Origin of the sequence: Nitratidesulfovibrio sp. SRB-5, from assembly GCF_019931275.1 — a bacterium.
Taxonomy (GTDB): Bacteria; Desulfobacterota; Desulfovibrionia; order Desulfovibrionales; family Desulfovibrionaceae; genus Cupidesulfovibrio.
Window position 1 is genome coordinate 34,390 of the sequence record NZ_JAIOTY010000004.1, and the last position, 22,807, is coordinate 57,196.

The 22,807-nt window shown below is 63.1% G+C and carries 17 protein-coding genes and 1 CRISPR repeat array (1 of these 18 cut by a window edge); of the genes, 1 reads left to right on the forward strand and 16 read right to left on the reverse strand.

Annotated elements, in window-relative coordinates:
* Positions 1-2,720: direct repeats of the CRISPR family, unit length 32 nt; unit sequence GTTTCTATCCACGCCCCTGCGTGAGGGGCGAC (it extends 1,073 nt beyond the left edge of the window).
* Positions 2,721-2,906: 186 nt separating this feature from the next.
* From cas2 to cas3, 7 genes are all read right to left on the reverse strand, one after another.
* Positions 2,907-3,197, reverse strand: coding sequence for a CRISPR-associated endonuclease Cas2 (cas2, locus tag K6142_RS15350; protein ID WP_190244627.1), 291 nt, complete (start codon positions 3,195-3,197; stop codon positions 2,907-2,909).
* 2 nt (positions 3,198-3,199) lie between these two features.
* Positions 3,200-4,231 carry a type I-C CRISPR-associated endonuclease Cas1c gene (cas1c, locus tag K6142_RS15355; RefSeq protein WP_190244628.1) on the reverse strand — a complete coding sequence of 344 codons (1,032 nt, stop codon included), beginning with the start codon at positions 4,229-4,231 and terminating at the stop codon, positions 3,200-3,202.
* Positions 4,231-4,998, reverse strand: coding sequence for a CRISPR-associated protein Cas4 (gene cas4, locus K6142_RS15360; protein WP_190244629.1), 768 nt, complete (start codon positions 4,996-4,998; stop codon positions 4,231-4,233). Before cas4 ends, cas1c begins: the two co-directional genes overlap by 1 nt.
* Before the next feature lie 9 nt (positions 4,999-5,007).
* On the reverse strand, positions 5,008-5,874 hold the full coding sequence (gene cas7c / locus K6142_RS15365) for a type I-C CRISPR-associated protein Cas7/Csd2 (protein WP_190244630.1): 867 nt from the start codon (positions 5,872-5,874) through the stop codon (positions 5,008-5,010).
* 24 nt (positions 5,875-5,898) lie between these two features.
* Entirely contained in the window at positions 5,899-7,683 is a 1,785-nt protein-coding gene (gene cas8c / locus K6142_RS15370) for a type I-C CRISPR-associated protein Cas8c/Csd1 (protein WP_190244631.1), read from the reverse strand.
* Positions 7,680-8,348 (reverse strand): type I-C CRISPR-associated protein Cas5c, encoded by a 669-nt coding sequence (gene cas5c / locus K6142_RS15375; protein ID WP_190244632.1) that lies wholly within the window; start codon positions 8,346-8,348, stop codon positions 7,680-7,682. The genes cas8c and cas5c overlap by 4 nt, the downstream gene beginning before the upstream one ends.
* A 99-nt stretch (positions 8,349-8,447) precedes the next feature.
* The gene (gene cas3 / locus K6142_RS15380; protein WP_190244633.1) at positions 8,448-10,670 is read right to left on the reverse strand and encodes a CRISPR-associated helicase Cas3'; all 2,223 of its coding nucleotides are present in this window, start codon (positions 10,668-10,670) and stop codon (positions 8,448-8,450) included.
* Positions 10,671-11,078: 408 nt separating this feature from the next.
* Here cas3 and K6142_RS15385 point away from each other — a divergent pair, with 408 nt between their 5' ends.
* The gene (locus K6142_RS15385; protein WP_190244634.1) at positions 11,079-12,392 is read left to right on the forward strand and encodes a site-specific integrase; all 1,314 of its coding nucleotides are present in this window, start codon (positions 11,079-11,081) and stop codon (positions 12,390-12,392) included.
* 1,242 nt (positions 12,393-13,634) lie between these two features.
* On the opposite strand, the gene K6142_RS15390 is transcribed toward K6142_RS15385, so the two are convergent.
* From K6142_RS15390 to K6142_RS15430, 9 genes are all read right to left on the reverse strand, one after another.
* Positions 13,635-15,230 carry a cobaltochelatase CobT-related protein gene (locus K6142_RS15390; protein ID WP_190244636.1) on the reverse strand — a complete coding sequence of 532 codons (1,596 nt, stop codon included), beginning with the start codon at positions 15,228-15,230 and terminating at the stop codon, positions 13,635-13,637.
* 72 nt (positions 15,231-15,302) lie between these two features.
* Positions 15,303-16,070 carry a Fic family protein gene (locus K6142_RS15395; RefSeq protein WP_190244637.1) on the reverse strand — a complete coding sequence of 256 codons (768 nt, stop codon included), beginning with the start codon at positions 16,068-16,070 and terminating at the stop codon, positions 15,303-15,305.
* Positions 16,071-16,146: 76 nt separating this feature from the next.
* Positions 16,147-17,172, reverse strand: coding sequence for a DUF3150 domain-containing protein (locus K6142_RS15400; RefSeq protein WP_190244638.1), 1,026 nt, complete (start codon positions 17,170-17,172; stop codon positions 16,147-16,149).
* A 45-nt stretch (positions 17,173-17,217) separates the two neighbouring features.
* Positions 17,218-17,505 carry a hypothetical protein gene (locus tag K6142_RS15405; protein WP_190244639.1) on the reverse strand — a complete coding sequence of 96 codons (288 nt, stop codon included), beginning with the start codon at positions 17,503-17,505 and terminating at the stop codon, positions 17,218-17,220.
* Between the two features lie 76 nt (positions 17,506-17,581).
* Complete coding sequence (locus K6142_RS15410; RefSeq protein WP_190244640.1) at positions 17,582-17,878, reverse strand: hypothetical protein; 297 nt, start codon at positions 17,876-17,878, stop codon at positions 17,582-17,584.
* 104 nt (positions 17,879-17,982) lie between these two features.
* Complete coding sequence (locus K6142_RS15415) at positions 17,983-18,960, reverse strand: AAA family ATPase (RefSeq protein ID WP_190244641.1); 978 nt, start codon at positions 18,958-18,960, stop codon at positions 17,983-17,985.
* Positions 18,961-19,061: 101 nt separating this feature from the next.
* Positions 19,062-19,421 carry a hypothetical protein gene (locus tag K6142_RS15420; protein ID WP_190244642.1) on the reverse strand — a complete coding sequence of 120 codons (360 nt, stop codon included), beginning with the start codon at positions 19,419-19,421 and terminating at the stop codon, positions 19,062-19,064.
* Positions 19,363-20,655, reverse strand: a complete 1,293-nt coding sequence (locus tag K6142_RS15425; RefSeq protein WP_223380930.1) for a hypothetical protein — start codon at positions 20,653-20,655, stop codon at positions 19,363-19,365. The genes K6142_RS15420 and K6142_RS15425 overlap by 59 nt, the downstream gene beginning before the upstream one ends.
* A 94-nt stretch (positions 20,656-20,749) precedes the next feature.
* The gene (locus K6142_RS15430; RefSeq protein ID WP_190244644.1) at positions 20,750-21,463 is read right to left on the reverse strand and encodes an ERF family protein; all 714 of its coding nucleotides are present in this window, start codon (positions 21,461-21,463) and stop codon (positions 20,750-20,752) included.
* Between the last annotated feature and the right edge of the window lie 1,344 nt (positions 21,464-22,807).

A 22,807-nucleotide genomic window follows, 5' to 3' on the forward strand; every position in this document is an offset into this window, starting at 1 on the left:
GCGTGAGGGGCGACCCTGCACGCCCTGTGCTCGTTTACCACGGACAAGGTTTCTATCCACGCCCCTGCGTGAGGGGCGACGCGATCATGGTCATGCGTCACCCCTCCACACGTGTTTCTATCCACGCCCCTGCGTGAGGGGCGACGCCAAAAGCCCCCTCTCGTTATTCCGCGATGCGGTTTCTATCCACGCCCCTGCGTGAGGGGCGACGTTCGTCCATCACCATCAAGTACATGGGGATAGATGTTTCTATCCACGCCCCTGCGTGAGGGGCGACCGGCCTTGATGCCGTCCGGCCCCTTCATCTGCGAGGTTTCTATCCACGCCCCTGCGTGAGGGGCGACGCGTGCCGCTGACGATTTCCAGCACGTCGCGCAGGTTTCTATCCACGCCCCTGCGTGAGGGGCGACCAGACAGCATCGTTTGGCCACCCGCACCTACGATGTTTCTATCCACGCCCCTGCGTGAGGGGCGACATGAACGGCATGACTACCTCACCCCTACGGCCACGTTTCTATCCACGCCCCTGCGTGAGGGGCGACCGGTCATGCTGACGCTGGCCCGCCCGAGGTGGCCGGTTTCTATCCACGCCCCTGCGTGAGGGGCGACCTCCGGCGCATGCTCTGCGGCATTGTCCGAATAGTTTCTATCCACGCCCCTGCGTGAGGGGCGACTGGCTTCGCAGCCGATGCACTATCGCCTTTCCTGTTTCTATCCACGCCCCTGCGTGAGGGGCGACCCCATTTCCACGGGTCGTTTGCTTGCGCACGCTCGTTTCTATCCACGCCCCTGCGTGAGGGGCGACTCGCTGGCCGTGATTGACACGTCCGCCGAGGTGGTTTCTATCCACGCCCCTGCGTGAGGGGCGACGCCCGTAACAGCGAACTGTGGAACTCCGGAGTGAAGGTTTCTATCCACGCCCCTGCGTGAGGGGCGACCATCGAGCGCGGAAGAGCACGGCCAAGCGTGGCCGTTTCTATCCACGCCCCTGCGTGAGGGGCGACCGTCTGGGTTTGTCCGGTTGTCTTGGCAGCAAAAGTTTCTATCCACGCCCCTGCGTGAGGGGCGACCCCGGCGGATTGTGTCCGCGCGGTCGGGTACTGCAGTTTCTATCCACGCCCCTGCGTGAGGGGCGACCTGCACGTCGCCCCTGCGGATGCCGTTCAGCCAGTTTCTATCCACGCCCCTGCGTGAGGGGCGACTCCATCCGCGTCCCGGATGGCCCTGCCCCACAGGTTTCTATCCACGCCCCTGCGTGAGGGGCGACGCCGCCATGGCTTCGGCGGCTGCTCCCAGAACGGGTTTCTATCCACGCCCCTGCGTGAGGGGCGACACCGCTTACGCGGAAGCCTGTGGCATAGAACTTGTTTCTATCCACGCCCCTGCGTGAGGGGCGACGGGGGCCGCTTCGCTACCCCCTACGCCCGCAAGGGTTTCTATCCACGCCCCTGCGTGAGGGGCGACGCCCCTGCCGGGCCTGCGCAAGTGCCCACACGCGGTTTCTATCCACGCCCCTGCGTGAGGGGCGACAGCGGAAAGAAGAAAACTGATAGACGGCCTCAAGTTTCTATCCACGCCCCTGCGTGAGGGGCGACGCACCTGGGCGCGCACGGACATGGCGCGATGGTGGTTTCTATCCACGCCCCTGCGTGAGGGGCGACTGTGGTACCGGTCATGTGCCCGCCGTTACGCCCTGGGTTTCTATCCACGCCCCTGCGTGAGGGGCGACTTCTGGGGTATCGTCTTCACCGTGCCGGAAGAGGTTGTTTCTATCCACGCCCCTGCGTGAGGGGCGACCTGCGGGGGGCGGGGGGGACGGCTGGCGGGCGGGGTTTCTATCCACGCCCCTGCGTGAGGGGCGACGATGATGACAGCCCGCAATGACTTTCACGGAACGGTTTCTATCCACGCCCCTGCGTGAGGGGCGACCGGTGGCGCTGTTGGACTTTGGCTTGCCGCTCAAGTTTCTATCCACGCCCCTGCGTGAGGGGCGACGTTGGCCGGGACGGACACGCGCCTCTCCGGGATGGTTTCTATCCACGCCCCTGCGTGAGGGGCGACCGGCGGGGTGAGCCTCGACCCTCGGGCCGCCATGGTTTCTATCCACGCCCCTGCGTGAGGGGCGACAAGGAAATCGGGGGTTAGCCATGGCCGCCAATATGTTTCTATCCACGCCCCTGCGTGAGGGGCGACCTGGTGCCGGTGGAGGATGCAACCCCCACCGAATGAGTTTCTATCCACGCCCCTGCGTGAGGGGCGACCCGCGTCTAACCCCACGCCCGCAACACGAAGGAGTTTCTATCCACGCCCCTGCGTGAGGGGCGACAGTACTTCTTCGACATCGACCACCCGGTGCTGGACGTTTCTATCCACGCCCCTGCGTGAGGGGCGACGGTGACCTCGCTGATGGTGATCCGCAGCGCGGTGTTTCTATCCACGCCCCTGCGTGAGGGGCGACGGCAGCGCCCCGGCCCCCGGCGCTCCGGAAGGGCGTTTCTATCCACGCCCCTGCGTGAGGGGCGACCAGCAGTTGTTTGAGGTAGCGCGCCAGGATTTTGTTTCTATCCACGCCCCTGCGTGAGGGGCGACCAAGGGGGGCGGGCGCAAGCGGGTGGTCAGCCTGGTTTCTATCCACGCCCCTGCGTGAGGGGCGACGTCACCGTTGGGGGTGGTTTCGGGTTCATTTTCGTTTCTATCCACGCCCCTGCGTGAGGGGCGACCGCCATCCTGAAAACGTATGCGGGGCGGGGATCACGGGGATGGCATCCGCGAACCTCGCGCCATTTGAACAGTGTCCGTGCCTTTCAGAAGGCGTGGCGTTGTATCCTGCTTCCACATTAAGGCTTTATCCCGCGCGAACCTGCCGGGAAATATCCGTACGCCCCAGGTTCGCGCGGCAATGGCCGCTACACCACAAGGGGGCCTTCAAGGTCCACGGGTTCCTTGATCCCCACGTGTTCAACCCGGCGCTTGCCGTCGCGGCCAAGGCGGTAGAAGCGCAGGCTGTCCTTTTCCGGGGCGATGGTGGACACAAGCTTATGGCGCAGGGTTTCCCATTGGCCGGGGTCCACCTCGCACTCGAATACCGAAAGCTGCACGCGCTGGCCGTAGTCCAGGCAGAGCTTGGCTACCCGGCGCAGGCGGGTTTTGCCTTCGCGGTCTTCGGTGTTCACGTCGTAGGTAATGAGCATGAGCATGGCTATTTCCACAAGAACGGGGGATAGGCATCCAGTTCGCCGCGCAGATGGCGCGCCAGCAGCATGGCTTGCGTATGCGCCAGCAATCCTATGGGCATCCGTTCATCCAGAAAGGGGTGCAGCACTTCTTCCTGTTTGCGCTTCTGCCACGCCACAAGCACATCCTTGCGAGCATCGTCGGCCAGCACCACGCCGCCGGAGCCGCTGCGCTTGAAGTCCTTGGGGTTCAGTTGCCCCCTGTTGACGAGCGAAAGCACCAGCCTGTCCGCAAGCCAGTGGCGGAACTCTTCCATGACATCCAGGGCAAGGCTTGGCCTGCCCGGCCTGTCGCGGTGCAGAAAGCCCACTTGCGGGTCCAGCCCCACGGTTTCCAGTGCCGAACGTACGTCGTGGGCAAGCAGGGTGTACACGAAGGACAGCAGGCAGTTGACCGGATCCAGCGGGGGGCGGCGGCTGCGCGTCGTGAAGGTGAAATCCCTGGTGCGCGTCAGGATGAGCCCGTCGAACACGCCGAAGTAGAGCGATGCCGCCTCGCCCTCGATGCCCCTGATCTGTTCTTCCGTGGTGGCGCGCGCCACCCTGTCGAGCATGTCGGCCATGGACGAGGCCGCCGATGCGATGGCCGGAGCATCCGCGCTGTCGCCATGGTCGCGCAGAAAACGGCGCAGCACCGTCCGGGCGTTGATGATCTTGCCCTGTACGAAGCATCCGCAAAGCAGGGCGCGGGCCTCGGGCTGGTCGGCACGGCGGTATTGCTCGCGCCGCAACAGCACGTTGCCCGAAACCGGCCCGCGCACCGAGGCCAGAAACCGTCCATGCTCGGAAAGAAAGCTGACGCCGATGTCCTGTTCGGCGCAGGCTGCAAGCAGGGGCGGGCTTGCCGATACCAGCCCGAAGCACACCACCCCGCCAAGCCCGTGCAAAGGCACCCGCAGGCGGGTTTCCTGTTCCACCCGCACGGCCACGGCCTCGCCGTCTTTGGCAAGGTAGGCGCCTTGGGTGGTCACGTAGAGCGTATTGAGCAGGCGTCGCATCAATCGTCCTCCTGGCGGGGCGGATGGGGCGGGCGCGGGGCGGGGGGCATGTCGATGTCCCGCGCGCCATCCCGCGTCCCCTTCGGGACGCTGTCTGGGATGCCGTCGGGGACGTTATCACGCGCTCCGGGCCGGGCATCCTCGTCGCGCACTGCCCGCCGGGCCTGCGCCAGATAGCGGGCGGCGCTGCGCCCACCCTGCGCGAACGTGCCGGGGCGGCAACGGTCCGCAAGCGAACATCCCTTGCACTTCGGGCCGGGTTCCGGACGCGGGGTGATGCCCGTGGCGACAAGCGCATGCAGGGCCATGGCCGTCTCGCGCACTTGCCGTCGCAGGTGTTCGTCCAGTTCCACCGTCTGGCGTTTTCGCGTGGTGGCGTAAAACAGCACGCCCAGCGGCACGGCGCGCCCGGTCATCTCCTCAAGGCACATGGCCTGCGCGCAAAGCTGGATGTGGTCGGCGCCGTGGCGTTTGGGCCGCCCCTGCTTGTATTCCACGGGGCAGGGACCGTCGGCGGCAAATTCCACCGCATCGGCCCGGCCCGCAAGGCCAAGCGCCAGCGAGCGCAGGGGCACGCCGAATTCCGTGCGCACGCCCCTGCGCCGCTCCATGCCCGGCCTGTCCACCCGCTCGTGCAGGATATTCCCCAGCGCGGTGTGCACATTGTCGTCCCACACCTGTTCGATGTGGATGAGCGCGCACTGGCGTGGGCAATAGATCAGATGCTGCAACGCCGAGACCGGCAGCAGGTCGGACTCCGGGTACATGGGGGCCGCCTACAGCCGCCGGATCACCCGCACACCGGCGGGCGCCCCGGCATCGTTCACGGTGATGGCGTAGTCTTCGAACGCGCGCGCCGGTCCGGTCGACCCTTCGGCCCTGGGCGAGGCCACCAGCCCGAACAGCGTGTGCGCGGGCGCGTTGCCAAGGGCGCCTTCATGCTCGAAGACGATCAGGGCGCGGGACGCCATCTTGCCGCGCGCGGCGGAATGGTCGTGCTCGAACATGTTTTCCAGCGCCTGCCAGAACAGTTCAAGGTCGTCGTCGGTGAAGCCGGTCTGTGCGGCCAGGTGCGCGGAAACGAAGCCTTCCGCCCGGTACAGGCCGTAAGGGATGATGGACTTGCGGCCCATGGTGCGGTTGTCGCCTTCCTGCGCTTCCGCCTCGCGTTCGGTGGCCACGGCCATGCGGGTGATGGAGATGTCCAGTGGCACCACCGGCTCCACGCTGCGGGCAAAGGCCATCTGCACCGGGCCGCGCACCTGGCCGCAACTGACGTCCTTCAGCGACATCACCGCGCCAAAGGTGCGCACGTCGTAGAAGTTGCGGCACATCCACTTGCGGGCCTGCTCGGTTTTGTCCGCCTTCTTGTCGACCTCGCCGAGCGCCTCGTGCGCCCGCTTTTGCTGCAACGCAAGCACGGCCTTTTCGCGCACGTAGATTTCGTGCGGGGCCGTGTTGCCCTTCACCAGTTCCACGAAGTTGCGCACCTTGCGCTTCAGGCACACGTCGGTGACGAGGCCACGGCTGGTTTCCGGGTCCAGCCGGGGCAGGTTGCCCGCGTCCGGATCGCCGTTGGGGTTGCCGTTCTCCACGTCGAAAAAGAGCACGAATTCGTACCGCTTGCTGATGGGCTGGGACATTGGGGCTTCCTCCTGTGTGTGCTGCTAGTCGTTCGCGGGAACGGGGGCCTGCGCGGTGGTGTCGGCCTTGCGCCACAGGGCGTTACGCTGGTGGTAGTAACCAAGCGCAAAACGTCCCTGCTGCTCCATGGTCAGATGGGCGGGAAAGTCGTTCAGGCCTTCCATGACCTCGCCCAGGCGTTTGTCCGAGATGTAGCCGTATTCCGCCTTGGAGATGTGGAATTGTGCAAGGTGAATCAGCCGGGGGAACACGGCCCGTGGCGTGGCCGAGGCCGCACCGTAGAAGCGGTCCCGGATGGTGGCGTTGATGCCGGGCAGGGCGTCCTGCTGCGCCTTTTCAAGGATGGCGAACAGCCGCCCCAGCCTGTAGCCGATGTCCGTGGATGCGGGATCCAGAGTCACGCCGACCTCCCATGTGTTGTCGCCCTTCGGGGCGCGGGTGAAATAGCCCTTGAGCAGCGCGGCGCGCAGGCAGGAAACCTCGTGATCCGCGCGGATGCGTCCGATAATGGCCGTCAGCAGGCTGCGGGGGTATGGGTGCCCGCCAAGAATGGCGCGCATCAGCGCGCCGGACAGCGTGGGCGGTATGTTGTCGCTCTTGCGTAGCGGGGCGAGTTCGATCAGCAGTTGCCACATGCTGGGGAATTCCGGATCGCGCGGGTGGCGGCGCTCCGTCTGGATGTCGCGGAAGTGGCTGCCCACGCGCGCCGCGATCTTGCCAGTGGTCGATACCTCGAAGAAGCGCACCGACAGCCGGGCGGCATTGGGGGCAAGGCCCAACACATAGAAACGCGCGTCGGGGTCGCCCAGTTCCTTGGGCATGCGGCCCTCGCGCATTGCTTCCAGAACGCGGCGAACTACTTGGGCCAGGCCGCCGTCGTCCGCAGCCTGCCCATCGGCATGCCCGGCCTCGTCCGGGGCAGGAGCCGGGCCTTTATCCAGAAACAGGCCCATCAGGTCTTCCAGCACGCTTGGCCGTTCGCTCCAGAACACCGTAGTGGCGTCGCCTATCTGCATGCGCCGGTTGCTGCCCGCCCGCAGCAGGTGGTTGAGCGCAGTGGTGTAGCCGAAGGTGGCAGCCTCGGACACGGGGGCGTTGTGGTTCTGTTCCTTGCCGTAGGAGGTGAAGGCGTCGAGGTTGAAGGAGACCAGGGCCGCGCCGGAAGACTGCGCCCCGCGCACGCCCTTTATGGCCGGGTGCAGCCGGACAATGGAGGCCAGCCTTCCGGTGACGAGGCAGAAGCCTTGCTCCGCATCGGCGGACTGGCCGTGCAAGGCCTCCCACGCGGCGCGGGCAGCCGGGCGATCGTGGATGTAGCCCATGTCGCCGTCCAGCCGGAACACCACGTTCCATCCGGCCACCTCGTCCCACGGCAGAAAGGGGGAGATTACTTCCGAGGCGCGCTCTGGTTGCCAGGCGCTGAGAAAGGCGCGCACGGCGGTGAGGCCTGCATCACCATCGTCGGGTATAGCTAGGACCTGCCTACGGAAGGCGAGGAAGCACTTTCGGGTATGGTCCGGCTTGCCTTTTGTGTCAGATCCCAGCACGTAGCCGGTGTTGTCCCACAGGAAGTTCGGTGGGGGATTCGTTCCGGCTCTTTTCTTTCCAGGATGGGGGACAAACAACTCCTTCGGCACAAGTTTTTTGCCATCCTGTATGCGCAGATCATGCACATCCAGCAGCGTTCCGTCCTGCCCGATGACCAGCGCGAAGTGGATTTTTTCGCGGCTGTAGCCCTGCCGGGGCACGTTTTCCGACGGGTCGTCGGCAAGGCGCTGGTAGTAGGCATCCAGTGCTTGCAGGATCATGCCCGCACCTCCGGAGAGCGCAGGGGCGGCACCTCGATGACACCGTCCTGCATGCAGGCCCGGAAGAAGCGCGGCTGCCGTTCGCCGTCGGACCCGTAGTCCAGGTCGTGCAGCATCCAGCCAAGGTCGCGCTCACCCTTCAGGGCATCGTCGAGGGCGGAGGATGGGGAATCATCCAGTGGCGCGAATGAGGCGGGGAACTCGCGGCAGCCCAGATAGGGCATGTGGAAGCACTGCCCCCTGGCCGCGCGCCGCAGGAAGATGTCGCGGTGCTTGGCGGTGTTGCGGCCATCCTCGTCGCGGGCTTCGAAATGGGCGTCGATGACGTAGCGCACGTCGCGCAGCAGCAGGGTGGCCCGTTGCTGTCGTTCGTCCTCTACAAGGATGCCCAGTGGCCGTTCCGGGTCCTTCATGGCCGCAGTGACGGCCCCGAGGGGAATCTTGCAGCCCACCTCGTTGCGCCGCACCGAATCGAACCGAATGGGGTTGAGTACGCGGATGCGGTCCACCACCCACGCAATGGCGGGTTTCCAGTAAATTGCCTCCAGCAGCCCGCGCGCCGCCGAAGGGGTGATGACGTCATAGCTGACGCGCTCGGTCTTGAACTCCGGCCTGGTGAAGCAGGCGTACTCTCCCCAGACCGCAAGACTGACGCCAAAGGACATGGGCACCTCCTCTGTGGGCATTCGGGACAGGGCGCGTTCGGCGTGTCCGTCGCCGGGCGTCCGTTCCGGGGCTTGATTCGCTGCGGGAATGCATCGGCTTCACCCCAGCAGACTTTCCGGGGTCCGGAAAGTGGGGTTGTCCGCGCACAGCCCCAGCCGATCATCGTACAGGTCTTTGTTTATCAGTACCGCGCATTCTTCTGTAGCCAGGTGCGCTGCTCCGGCCTGCACCAGCGCGGCCAGCACCCTGGGGTACACCCCCACCGTGTAGCGCTGGGCGCGGCGCAGCAGGCGGGCCGGGGCCGGTGTGTACGGCAGATCGGCAATCAGGGCGCGCGCGTCGTCGTCATAAGGAATGAGGAGCGGAATGGTGTCGTCGGGAATCAGCCGAAAGAGGTGCGCCACTTCCGGAAAGGGAAAGTCCAGGCGCGGCGCACTGTCCCGCATCAGGGGCAACAGCTTCTTGCTGTCCAGATTGTCCCCCTTCTGCCAGTAGAGTTCGCGGAAATAGGCCTCCACGGTGTCGAGGGCCAGCGGGTCCGGGTTGCGGCGCAGCGCCGTGCGCGCGGCCTGTGCGGCCTGCCGGACGAATGGCGGCGGGCTGTCCTGCGGGGTGAACAGATACACCTGCCCGCGCTCCAGCTTGCCTTCGCGGTTGCAGCGTCCGGCGGCCTGCGCAAGCGAATCCACCCCCGCCATGGCGCGATAAACCACGGGAAAGTCGATATCCACCCCGGCCTCCACCAGTTGGGTGGCCACCACCCGGCAGGGCTGGCCCTGGAGCAGGCGCTGGCGGACGCCGCGCAGTACTTCCGTGCGGTGCGCCGGGCACATGGCGGCGGAAAGGTGCACCGCATCCCCCTGCGGGGCGAGCAGTTCGTACAGGGCGCGAGCGTGGGGCCGGGTGTTGACCACGCACAGCACCTGTGGCTGCCCGGCCAGCCTGGCGGCCAGTTGCGCATCGTCCAGGGTGCCCGCATCGGTCACCTCCACCCGACGCAGCGCGGTGGCAAGCTGTTCCGGATTCGGAGCGATTTCGTGTGGCGATTCCAGGCCCCGGTCGAAGCCTTCGCGTTTGCCAAGGGCTGGCTGGGTGGCCGTGCACAGCACCACGCTGCATCCGTAGTCCAGCACGAGGGCACGCAGGACTTCCAGGCAGGGCAGCAGGTGTTCCGGGGGCAGCATTTGCGCTTCATCCAGAATCACCACGCTGCGGGCGATGTTGTGCAGTTTGCGACAGGGGGACCGCCGGGCGGCAAACAGGGATTCGAGGAACTGCACGTTGGTGGTCACCACCACCGGCGCGTCCCAGTTTTCCGCTGCGAGTATGGAGCGGCGGCCTTCGCCCGCGTCGTCGTCCTGTCCGTCTCGTCCGGGGGGGACCGGCGTGCCGTCGGCGCGCAGGGGCACGAAGTTGGAGTGGTGTTCCAGCACGGCGTGGTCATCCGTATCGTTCAATGCCTCGCGGAACACCCTGGCGGTCTGCTCGATGATGCTGGTGTAGGGGATGGCGTAGATCACGCGCCGCAGCCCGTGGGCCTGCGCATGGTCCAGCGCGAAGGCGAGAGAGGATAGCGTCTTGCCGCCCCCGGTGGGCACGGTCAGCGAGAACAGGCCGGGGGCGTTTGGGGCTGCATCGCGGCAGGCGGCAAGGATGCCAGCGCGCAGACTGTTCACCGGGGTGGCCGGGGCGTGGGCGGCAAGGTGGTCCAGATGGCGGTCCAGCCGGACTTTCAGTTCCGAAAGCGGAAGGTATCCGCGTCGCCATGCGGCCCTGTCCGGCGTGGTGAAGGCTTCGGTGCACAGGGAATCCGCATCCACGAGGCACGAGAACACCATGCGCACGAAGAGCATGAACTGGAACCCGAGCGACGGCGGGCGACCGGCCAGAGGCAAATCCGTGATGTCGGGCACGCGGGCGGCGATGTCGTCGTCGGGGCTTTGCCATGGCTCCACCGCGCGCTTCAGGCGGGGGGACAGCGACTCTATGCCGTCGGGCAGCCCCGCATGGTGCCCGGCAAGGACATAGGCCAGCAACCTGCCCACGCCTTTCCTGTAATGCCCGTGCGCCCACTGCGCCCCGGCGGTGGAATGGTCCGGCCCGCGACCGGGCCCCTTGCCTGCGGTCGAAGCTCGCAGGTAGGCTTGAAAGGCCGTCGACTGCTTGCCGACGTCGTGCAGCAGGCCTGCCGCCAGCCCCCATTCCCCGGCTCCGAAGGCGGAAGCGAAGTGCGCCGCGAGATCCGCCACCTCTTCAAGATGCCGGGAGAGCGGCTCCCAGTCCGATTCCGGTCGATTTGCGAGGGTGTGCGCATATTTCATGGGGCAACGGTATAGCAAGTGCGAATGCCGTGTAAACTTCCTTGTATCGTTGGCGCGAAATGGTGTGCGGCGCTGGCCAGAGGCGGCGTTGCCGTGCGCCGGGCCAGCGGCGTGACCGGAAGGCAACAACGGAAAAGGTCGCATGCGTCCGAACAGCGCGCATGCGACCTTCTGCTTCCTTGTGGTACCCGGAGCGGGGATTGAACCCGCACAGCCGTGAGGCCGAGGGATTTTAAGATTGGCCGCAGCGGTTTCACGGAGCGTCACTGGGAGTCACTATAAAAAGATAATACTCTGATTTGATTTGAATTTTTTTGTGTGCTAGGGTCACAGTGTTGCACGGAGGATCACTGGTTTTTCGTAGCGAACTGACACCAAAACTGACACTGGGTTTTGAGGAGGCTGACCTTGCTGACAGACAGTGCTGTGAAAAAATTCATCCGTGAAGCACATCCTGTTTTTGTTCCCGATGGTGATGGGGGAAGAGGGGAAGGCAGGCTGTATCTTCGTATTAGCCCCCGGAAAAATGGAGTTGCCGCAGAATGGTATCTGCAGTGGTTTGATGCGGCAAGCAAGAAACGGAGAATGAAACTGGGGAGGGTCGCACGACCGGGAGAAGAGGACGGGCAGACTGGCGTTGCCCTGACCTTGCGGCAAGCCCGTTTGCGGCGTGTCGAGATGGGGGACCTGGTCAAAAAAGGACTGGATCCGAAGATGGAATTGGCGCGACAGGCGGCGTTGGATGAGCGTAGGCGAGCGGCAGAAGATGCCTTGCTTGCGCGGGAACTACGAGAGTCAGTTACCCTTGAGGCGTACTGGCCGCAGTATCTGGAAACCGCTGCACGGAAGAAACAACCCCAAAGTCTCGACAAAGAAATATCCCACTACAGAAAGTGGTTGCATCCATATTTGGGCTCCATGTCGATTAAGGACATTGACCTGGATACATGGGATTATTTTCTCAACATCATGACGCGTGCGGGGTTATCCCCCCGTACGCGCCAATACGTATGTTTGACGCTTCGGCAATTACTCAGCCACGCGTTCGCGCGCAAGGTGATCAGTACAGCGCCACCGAGCGGGAAAATCATTGGAGCAGCGCATAACAGTGATGAAAGCAGGCGTACCCGAGTACTTTCGCAACGAGAACTGACCGCCATTTTGGACAGGTTACGCGAATGGTGTGTTCAAGACTACCGTTTCACACTTTTTTGCGCGCTTACTGGGTGCCGGGCGAGTGAGGCATTTAATCTAAAATGGGCGGCGGTGGACATAGGACTCCCCGCAGTCACCTTCTACCAGACCAAGAATGGGGATAGCCGCACGTTACCGATTTCGAATAGCCTCGTCGAGATGCTCAGGGAGATTGGCCCAAGAGGGCCTTCTGAACATGTATTCTTAAGTCGTTCAGGGAACCCGTACTGTGAAGCCCCTTGCTCCTATAAGGCAGCGGTTCATGATCTCGGCCTGAACGAAGGGAGGGCGGTGCATGATCGCGTGGTCTTCCATACGCTGAGGCATACGGCAGCCACCCGTATGGCGCAGTCTGGCATTCCACTGCGTGACCTCATGGATGTTGGCGGATGGAAAACAGCAGCGATGGCGTTGCGCTATCAGCATAGCGAAGACAAGGTGAAGAAACACGCCATGTCCGTTCTCGAAAGTGTACTCGCCCCCTCAGAGGCAAAGGTGATCTCCTTCAGTTCGGCCCGCGGGGCGTAGTGCTTATGGCAAGCCATCACTGTTCATCACTGGATGATTTGCGGAATAGGTTTTTTGAGGGTACATAGTTGGCGATTTGGATGCTATGGATACTTGATTGAAGCTATGTGGTTAAGCGTAGAATTCGCTCGGATGTTGTTTGGAATGCCAGTAATAGGGAGGTTCTTTTCAAAAAATTGGCAAATATTCTTGAGAAAAATAAGGGAAACATATGGAGGATGTTTCTTGCAAGAGTTTGAATGGGAAAGTTGCTGTGGCTGTATTGGCTTCAGCGTTTTACGGTAGATGTGTTGTGAAGCTACGCGCAACATGGGCGGGTGCATTCGACGATCGTCTACTGCTGAACCACGGAGAGATTTGAAGGAGGCATGGTCGTTGAGGCCCCCCTTGTAGGGTTAAAGGGGATGGATGTAGCTCTAAAAAGAGAGGTGTGGAGAACAAACCGACATTGCCTGTAAGCTGCCTCTGACGAGGAGGTTCGAGTGCGGCGCAAGACCTTGCGCTCGTGGTATGATGCACTTGAAAAATCGTCAGTTGGCGGGCTTTGTTGCGCCCAAAAAACGAGATAATGTGTTGTTTTTACCCCCCTCCCCCCCCATAAAATGGCTTTTTTACCCCTTTTACAGGGGCGGGGGGAGGCGAAGTGGAGCAACACACTGCCACGCTGGCTTCAATTTTTACGCGGCATCGCAAATGTTATCTGTGGTTAGGCCGATGAACAGGCTGGAAATGAGACTAGTTGGGTTATGAATCAAAAGTTTTCATTTTCCACAATCTCAATAAATTCAGTATCATTGCTTCTTATTTCTTCGCCATAAGCCCGGAAAATTTCTCAGGGGGTAGAAGCCCCCCTGAGTCAGTTCGACCGCATCATCTTTTTGTTAGCCTATGGGCCAACAGATTTCAGACGTGGCAGTTGGGTTAACTTGGCGGAGAGACCACCGGAGACGTTGGCCCAAATGCAATACGGTCTTAGTCATCAATATTCTCTTGAATGACCTGAAGCACCGCGATGGCGATGGCAATGAGCACCCCCCAGTTCATACTGACCGCCTTATCCGTCGGGCTCTCGGGCAGTCTGCGAAACTGACGCATATTGCAGGCGGAAGCCGACATATCCTCCAGCACAGAAATCGGCACAGATACATCCAGCGCATACGACCTCCAGGTTTTAGTGTGAAAAAGCAACGGGGAGGCATCACGCCTCCCCGTTGCTCGTTGCCGTTGATTTCCTTGCTTCCGTCATGCTCGGTGCCTTCCGACCAGCGCGCCTTGGAGCAGGCCGAACATCGCCGGGACAAGTTCGGCCATGGTGTTGATCGTCCGGTGCCGTCCCGGCAGGTGCTGCAGGATGTTCACCGCGCCGATGCCGATGGCGTAGACCTCGAATCCCAGCCGTTCGGCGTGCCGAATGGCTTCCAGGGCGCATGTCGGCGTATCGGGGTCGCCATCGGTCAGCAGCAGGATGAGCTTGCGAGCCTCACGCAGGGGAAGCATTTCCTGCATCACCCACCACAGGGACTCGGCCAGTGGGGTGGTCCCCACGGCTGCCACCTTCAGCCGCGGGTGTACCTTCTGGCCGTGCCGCACCAGACGGCCCACGGTTTTCTGTTCCGTTGATGTCGGGTCATGGCTGGCCGGAAAAGCGGTGATGGCCACGTTGATGCCGACGGTCTCAAGGGCCGAGGCCACGGCATGGCAAGCTGTGCTGGCCAGCCTGATGTTAGGGGTCATGGACCCGGAGCAGTCGAGGAGCAGATGCACGGCGGTGTTGATGCCGACGCGCGTTCCCTTGCGCATGAAGACACGGGCGTCATCCGTGGCGATGCGGTGGAGCCTGCGTGGGTCGAGTCTCCCGCTCCGTGCCCCGTGGGTCCGGCTGACTGTCGTGGCCTGTAACAGGCCATGAAGCCGCGTCCGCAGGGCCGTCGATGCCCGTTTGGCCTCGGCGATGTCGTCGGGGTGCAGGTCCCAGCTTACCTTGTGGGTAACGGTGGCCACGTTCACGGGCTGACCGTCGCTGGCGGGAGCCTCACGCTTCAGGGCCTCCCCAAGGATTGCCCCGAATTCCTGCGGAAGGTCGTCCTCCTGGGCGTGCAGCAGGTTCCGTATCCGTTCCCATGGCGATGCCGTAGGCTGGTTGCCATTGCCAGACCCACCCTCCGGGGCGCTCCCAGTTTGATTGGCGTCCGGATTCATACCTGACGCGGGTGGCGGCGTTTGCGCGGCCTTGCCCAGTTCCGCGACAATGGCCCGCGCATGGACAATGGCCTCGTCTGTTGATGCGCACGAGGTGCGCACCGCTTCCACAGCACAGGCCATGCGGGTAAGCAACCCAGGGCAGAGTTTGTTGAGACGGGCTGCGATGGTGTCGCGCCGCTTTCCGATGACGGGCACATCCCATGCCCTGACTGTGAGTAGCAGCCAGTTCAGGAACAGAGCCGCAGGGTCGTCTATTGTACCAGTTGCCTTGTCGCCGAAGAAGTGTTCGATGAGCCAGTCGAAGTTTCCCCGGCAGCCAGGAAAGGCGGCGACCAGACGGTTTTCCACCCTCCAGTCCTCGATGATGTTCCAGGCATGGTGCTCAAGCGGGGTAAGGTTCGCGGCCTTCAGCGCCGCGAAGTCGGTATCCCGCAGGTGGGCGGCCTCATGATCGATATAGCCACGAGCCAGTGCGAGAAAGGTGTCGGGCGCGTCTACAGGCAGGGCGGGGAGATGGATCGCGCTACCGTCCGTGTAGGCCTCCGTGCCTCCGATGGTCACGGTGACATCGTATTTCCTGCCGAGCACGCTCCCCACCAGCGGCAGCGAGCGCATCACGGCGCGTGTGTCCAGCATGTTGTCCTCCAAATGCGAAAAGGCCCCGAAGCGTGGTGCTCCGGGGCCTTTCGTGGCTTGGGCTGTGTGGGGTCAGGCGGCTGTGCCGAGCAGTCGCCAGTACGGTTCGAAGCTGGCCGCCACCAGCGCGCCGATCTGCGCAAGGAAGGGGGCGTAGTCGCCGCGCACCCCGATGGCGTCAAGGTTCTCGTAGTACGCGGCTCGCTGTTCCACCGGGATGATCACCGTGGGGAACCCGGCCCGCATCAGTTCAAGGTTCATCAGCAGCCGGGCGGTGCGCCCGTTACCGTCGGTGAACGGGTGGATCACCACGAAGTCGGCATGGACGCGTGCGGCCAGTCCCACGGGGTGCAGGCGCGCCGCCGCATCCGCGTACCACCGGAAGAAGGCGTCCATGCGCTCCTGCACGTGCAAGGCATCGGGCGGGGTGTGCCCCGCGCCGGAGATGATGACGTTGCGGGTCCGGTAGCGGCCCGCGTCATCGGCAATGCCCCGGAGCACAAGTTGGTGCAGATCCTTCAGGGTACGTTCGTTCAGTCCGCGTCCGTCTCGCACCACCTCTTCCAGAAAGCCGATGGCTTCCCTGTGGTTGATGGCTTCAAGGTGTTCGCGCATGGACTTGCCGCCGATGGTCACCCCGTCTTCCAGCACCACCTTGGTTTCCATGAGGGTCAGTGTGTTCCCCTCGATGGCGTTGGAATGGAAGGTATACCGCAGCACCATGTCCGCCCGCAGGTCGGCCACCATGTCGGGCGGCAGCGGGCGATGCAGGTCGAGCCGCTCCTTGAGGGCGTCGAGTTGGGCGAAGTCGATGGGCGGTGTGGGCGATGGCGTTGTCATGGCGTGCTCGCAAGTGGCTTGAAATCAAGTCAGCCGTCTCGATAGGTAAACGGGTTGGCGTGGCCTGTCCAGCCACCTACCACAACCCGCAATTGGGCAGGACGGGTTGCAGGTCGGGCATGACCTCGCGGGGGATGCCATCATGCGCAAGATCGTCCCCAAGGTCGGGCATGTCGTCTTCCTCTCCTTCGGGTTCGCCTGCGGACGTTATCCGTCCTCTCTCCGTGTCCCCATCCTGCCGCAACAAGGCATCCAGCAGATCGGACGGACGATGCCCCTCCATGATCCGCTGCCCATGCTCCATGAGCGCGGAGGGGTCACGCAGCAGGGCCACCAGTCCTTGCAACATGAGCAGGTGCGCCCCTTGTATCCTGCCCCGCTTGGGCAGGTTGGCGAAGGCCGTACCGATGAGGTCGGCCACCGGGGCCACCCTCGGTTCCACGAAGGTGAGTCCGGCCAGCTTCTGGTGGATGGTCCGCAGGGGGGACAGCGCCTTGTGGGTCACTTCGCTGCGGCCCGCGTAGCACTTGTGCCAGGCCTCGGTGGCGGCCTTGGCCACCTCGTCGAACAGGGTCCGGCCAAGCCCGCGCACCTCTTCCGCCAATCCCTGGGCGACCGGTTCCACATCGTTCTGGGCTGGCGGCACGATTCGGTATACCTGCCAACGAAAGCCCAAGCGACTGCGCACGTAGTCCGCGCTGACCGTGGAGTCAGCGATGATGCGCTCCCACTCGCCGTGCCGGGCTATCCAGTCCCGAACGGCTTCATCGTACCGGGTGAGGAAGGTATCCCTGGCTGCCAGGAATTCGTCCCGAATGCGGTCGAGTTCTTCCACAAGAACGGGGGCTTTTTCCTCCGGAATGCCCCAACCGCCGAGAAAGCGGACGCCGTGGCGGTCGAGCAGGTTCACCGCGCGCGCCTTGAGCGTTCCGAATATCTTCAGTTTATCGGGATCGCAGATGCGCTTGCTGCCGAGCGAGGCAAGTTCATCCGGCGGCAGGTCCGCGCCGCCGAAGTCCGCCGGGGTCAGCTTGCGCCGGGCGGTCCAGATGTTCACGTCGAGGTTGATGGCCATGAGGCAGTTCAGGATGGTGTCGTTCATGTGCGTGCTCCGTAAAAGCGGAACGCCCCTCGGGGGAGGGGCGTCCTAGCTTCCGTTGTGGAAGTGGTAGTGGTCCTTTTCGATCTTCTCCGCGGTCTGTCGCCACATCTCCTGTACCGGGTCCTCGTCGAGGCACCGGCCCCACCCGATGGTGTGGACCGTGACCCGCGAGGGATGGGGTTCCTCGTCATCCCCGGTCCAGGTGCTGACCTTGAGGAGGTAGAGTTCCGCTTCGGCCTTCCAATGGTGGCGGACGCCGTTGGTGTGGATATCCCGAACGAGGTGGATGCTGCGGGAGAAGGGGAAGATGCGCATGGCGGATGTCGCTTTCATGAGTGTGTGCTCCTCGTGGGTGCGGTGTAAGTCGGAGTCGTTCCAGAATGCGGAATCGTCGGGAGGGAAATCGCGGTTACGGGAGGGGACCGTATGACGAGACGAGCCGGTAGCCTTCCTTGAGTTTGCCGAGGGTGCGCGACCGCGCCTCGCGGATGGGGTTGCCTCGGTTGCACCGGGTGATGGCTAGTGCGAGCCGTTGCCCTTGCGTATTGAGCTTGCCCCAGTGGAGGTCGATGCCGTGCTCCTGGATGGTGCAGGACCAGAACTTGCCGCCCGAAGGCGTGTCCTTTTCGAGGCGCAGCCAGGGAGGCGCAGGGAGGGAGGCGAAGAAGGCGGGATCAAGAGACTGACGAGTGAGCAGGGAATCCATGAACTGGAGCACCAGGCCGGTATTGCCCGGAATTCGGGGAGACGCGGCATCCTTGCCGGGGGTGTCCGGATTGGACGTGTTCGGCGCGGTAGCAGCGTCCCCGTTCACTCCCCCGTGGGGAACATGCGCTGGGCGATCTCGTGGAGCAGCGTTCGGGTTTCGCGAGTGGCCTTGAAGCCGAGAGTCCGGTCGAGGGCGTATGCCACGGGCTGGATGCCCTGCCGGGCGAGCGGCTGGAACCGCTGGGTCAGGTCGGCCCAGCGAATCAAGGTACGGGTGGAGAAGGTCACCTCGATGGAGGCGCCATGCGCCGTGCCCGATTCGCCCATGAACAGGCGCCGAACCTCGTTGGCGTAGTCGATCATGGTGCGCCGCAGGGGGGCAGGGAGTTGCGGCGCGATACGCTCCAGCAGCCGTTCCTCCGCTGCGGGTTCGGGGTAACCCATCTCGTACAGCCAGAACCGGTCGAGAAACGCGAGGTTCTGGCGTAAGGTGCCCTGGTAAAGGCCCGTTTCGTCGGAACCGCCGTTGGTGTTGGCCGTGGCCGCGAACCGGAACATGGGGTGCGGCGTGACCAGTTCACCGCCATTCTCCGGGATGCACAGGGGCTGGCCGTCGAGTATGCCGTTGAGCCCCGTGGCCGTGGCGGGTTCCAGCAGGTCCAGTTCGTTGAGCAGGAAGAGCCCGCCATGCTTCATGGCCAACGCCAGCGGTCCGTACCGGAATTCCATGGAACCCTGATGCACGGAAAGGTGCCCCACGAGGTCGGGGAACTCCAGCCTGCCGTGCCCGGTGACCTCGAACACCGGGTAGTTGAGCCGGGCGGCCAGTTGCCGGATGGCGCTGGACTTCCCGCTGCCGGTGGGGCCGAACACGTAGAGCGGGTCGGATGCGGTCATCAGCCAGACCACGATGTCGCGCGTGGTCTCGTGGAAGATGTAGTCGGGGTCGGCCTTGGGGGTGTACGTCGAGGGCTGGGGGTAGCCCTTGATCATGCGGCCCGACGGGGTGCCGCTGAACACGGCGCCAGCGTCGAGATCGACGGGCTGCAACGCGTGCAGGCCCGAATCGGTATGGGGCATGGTGGTGCTCCTTTGATAATGTGGAGAAGAGGCGGAGGCGGTAGCGGTGCTGCCGATTCGGCAACAAGTGGAGGGCTGGTAGAGAGGGTAGCGAGGGGGAGCTAGCCGAAGTCGATGGTTCGGAACAGGCGCGCATCGAAAGGGTTGTCCCACCAGCCGCCGAGAATCTCGGCATCGTCAACATCCTCGCCGATGCGCAGGAAGAGGTAGTCGTCAACGTCAAGTTCATCCATGACGTCGGTGATGAATCGTACCTCCTCGAAGTCCGCGTACCATTTGACGCCTTCCCAGTAGTACAGCACGCCTTCCGAGTCCGGCGCGTCCTGCCTCAGACCGTTGTGCAGGAACAGTTCGATGTCGCCGGGGTTGGTGGCATGCTGCCTTGCCTCGTGCATCGCCGCATCAAGCCGTGCCCGCCCGTTGCCGGACAGGCACAGGGCGACTTCGCTGTAGTATCCCATGGTCTTCTCCTTTTCCGTTGATGGGGCTGATGAACAGCCGTTCATGGGGCTGGCCGGTCTTGCGGGCCCGCTCCAGGATGTCTGTCGCCGTTTGGGGATCGCCGGTCAGGGCTCGCAGTTCCTCCTGCAGGGCCGCCTGGTCGACGGTCTGTCTGCCGGGCATGAATGCGACCCGAAAGCGGTGCCTGCCCGCGGTTATCCAGTCCCTGGCCATGCTGTCGCATACCGCCGCGATGCGCTGGAAGGCGGTGCGGATGCGCCCTTCAATGACCGCGATATCGCCTTCGATGGCGAGTTTGCGCTCCTTCAGGCCTGCGAGATGGTCGAGGTCCGCCGCGTGGGCAGGGCCAAGGTCCACGGGCATGCCGTTAACCCGCATGGGTCGGAACTTGGGACAGGTGGCGTTGGCATCGCACCAGTCGCACAGGGGATGGAACCCCTGGCAGTACGGGAGGTCGTCAAGCGTCAACTGTCCTGCCTTGACGGCGCTGACGGCCTGCCAGAGGTCGGCGGCCGTGTTGCAGCAGATGCCGAGCATGGCCCGGTTGGGCGTGTACGGCCCGAAGGCCTTGGCGTCGGCCATGGACACGGAAAGCACCCAGCCTTCAATGGTCACGCCTTCCGGTGTGCCTGGCAGGTCGATGCCGAAGAGCAGACGGGCCGCCTCCGGGAAGGTCTTGCGGGTGAAGACCGGTTGGCCGTCTTCGTCACGCAGCGAGCAGCAGGGGCGATGCCAGTTCCTCTCCAGCAGGCCGATCTGCCCGTAGAGTTGTACCTCGTTGGAGGTGTAGAGGGTTTCGGGCAGGTGCCCGTTGCTCTTGAGTTCCAGCACCCGGATGACGGGTGTCGGGGCTTCGTGGATGAGGGTGCTGTCGAGGTGGGCCTTGATGGGCACGCCGTGGAAGGAAGCGCTGATTTCCAGTTGCGGGATGAGTCGGTGGCCGCTTTTTGTGAGGGCGTCGGTGATCCCGGCCTCCTGCCAGTGGCCTCGGTGCAAGGGGAGATGCCGCTTCAGGATGGAATCGACATGCTGAGGCGGGACGATGTGGGGCTGCGTGCCCGGCGACGCCAACTTGCGGGCAACCGCCGAGCGCAGGCATTCCGTTGCGGCGCCGATGTCGGACATGCCGACGTAGGTGCTTCGGTCGCCCAGTTGGGTTTGCGTGGTGTGGATTTCTTGCGCGAGCAGGGATTCGGCGAGGAGGCAGAGAGGATCCGGCAGTGCCGGAGGCATGGGGGATTGCGGGGTGTCTGTCATGGGGGACTCCATCGAGTGGACGAGGCTCCCCCACGGCGGGGGAATCCCCGCCCCTGGCGTGGTGTGTGGATCAGGCGGTCTCGGCGTACCGCCACCAGACTTTGCGCTCGGCGTTCCATTTGAACCCGGCAGCCGAGAGCAGTTGCTTGCGGGCAGACGTGTTGCCCGACGCCAGAATGCAAAGACGGCCATCCTGGGCGGTGGCCGTCGTGTAGGTTACTCCATCCAGCCGCGGCAGTGACGCCAGGGCTGGATGTGCTGTTTCTGCGGGCTTGGGCTGAGGTGGAGGGGCTGCGGGCGTGGCTTGTTGGGCTGAGACGACTGAAGGCTGCTGAGGCCGTGGCTGGCGAGGCGTTTTCTGCCGTGCGGGCCTGTCGCGGGATGCGGCCTCCCCGTCATCATCGTCTTCTGTCACCATGCCGAGCATGGCCGAAAGCGCGTACCGGCGGGCGTAGGTCATGGCGCTGCCGTACCCCTGCGGATCGGTCTTGGGCAGGGGCATGACCAGCAGCGACGACTGCCACTGGCCGGATTCGGCATGCGTGAGCTTGGTGACAAGGCCAAGGCGCCCGGCCTCGGCCGGAACCGGGTACTGGGTCACCCAGATGCCGTTGGCCAGCAGTGCATCCCGGCAGGAATCCATGACGGAATTGAGAGTTGCGTAGCGGGACTTGGCGAACGGGTTCTCACGATCCTTGATGGCCGGTTGCAGGGTGTGTTGGACGGCAATGAGGGCCTTGGCGAGGTCGGTGACCTCAGGGGAGGTGTACTGAAGGCTGTCCATGATGACTCCTTGGAAAGAGAACAGCCCTGACACACAGGGTATCAGGGCTGTTTTAGGTAAAAGACTGGGGGTCTAAAATTGTAATATATATTCAAAAAATTTTGAATTGCGTATGGGTATTGTCTTTGTGGTCATTCAGGAGGTCATGGATGGTTGCATTGAATGGGTAATCTTCCCAACGTCACTGCTGTGTATGGCTTGTCGCACGGCACGTCATCGGTTTGAATGCTCTGGTAGAGCGCAAGGCAAGCGGCATCATCAAAGTCGGCGGCACGACATTTGATGCCCCAGTCCGGCGGTGTTCAACGTACAGATTTACCTCCCCCCTCAACTTCGCTTTCACTAACAACCTCGCCACCGGGCAGCCGTGGAGCATCTCGGAAATCGATGCGCTCGAAGTAGGCGTGAAAATTGTGGCCTAATCAATCTGGCTTCAGGGAGAGCGACGAGAATGGCACAGTTTACTGAAACGTTTGCAGGCAACGCTGCGGGTACCCTGGTCCCAAGCGGCTTCGAGTCCATCTGGGCCGGGAACCACATGGGCGGCATCCGGCCGGACAAACCCTATACGGTTGTCTTGCCCTCCGGTTTGGAATGCGCAATGTACGGTTCCACGAAGGCTCGACGCACTGTCTGTCACGCTGGCGCCGGAAATGTAGCGGATGCAGAATTGTACACTTACGGCCTATTGTATTACGGCTGCTCAGGACTTGTAATCCGAACGTCGGGTAGTGTAGGCAATGAAAGCGCCTACTTACTCAATGGCGATATCTCAGCATCCTGCCTCAGGCTCTTCCGGCTTGCGGGAGGATCACTGTCCACCATCTGCTCGTGGGGTACCTCCGGTCTCTGGGGAGCGTGGTCGGGATACGCTTTCGAGTAACTGGATCTGCTTTGAAGGCTAGGGTCTGGGCTGCGTATGAGCCGGAGCCTGAAACTTGGCAGATTAAGGTTGCCGACACTGCCATCAGCGCAGGCGGCAAGCTGGGCTTGTACCACTATGATAGCACAAGCTCACGAGCCTTCCGGTGGTCATTTTTGAACATCGGCACCGGTGGTGATACTGCCCCTGTCTTTATCGGAGCTTATGGGGACGTCACGCTGCGAGGCATTATGGTCGGTTGTGCAACTAATGGTGTGATTAGCCAGCAGGCGAATACGGCAGCGCGTGCAGCGGTGGGGGCGATTACGTAGTGCCAAATATATCGAATAGTAACTGCTAAGCATCGCTGTGCATCTGAAAAAATTATATAAGGCATATCTATATCGCAAATGTAATGCAAGAACTCGATATCAACACGCAGAAAACATCGTTTTAACACAGCGGATATCAAGACCAATAGC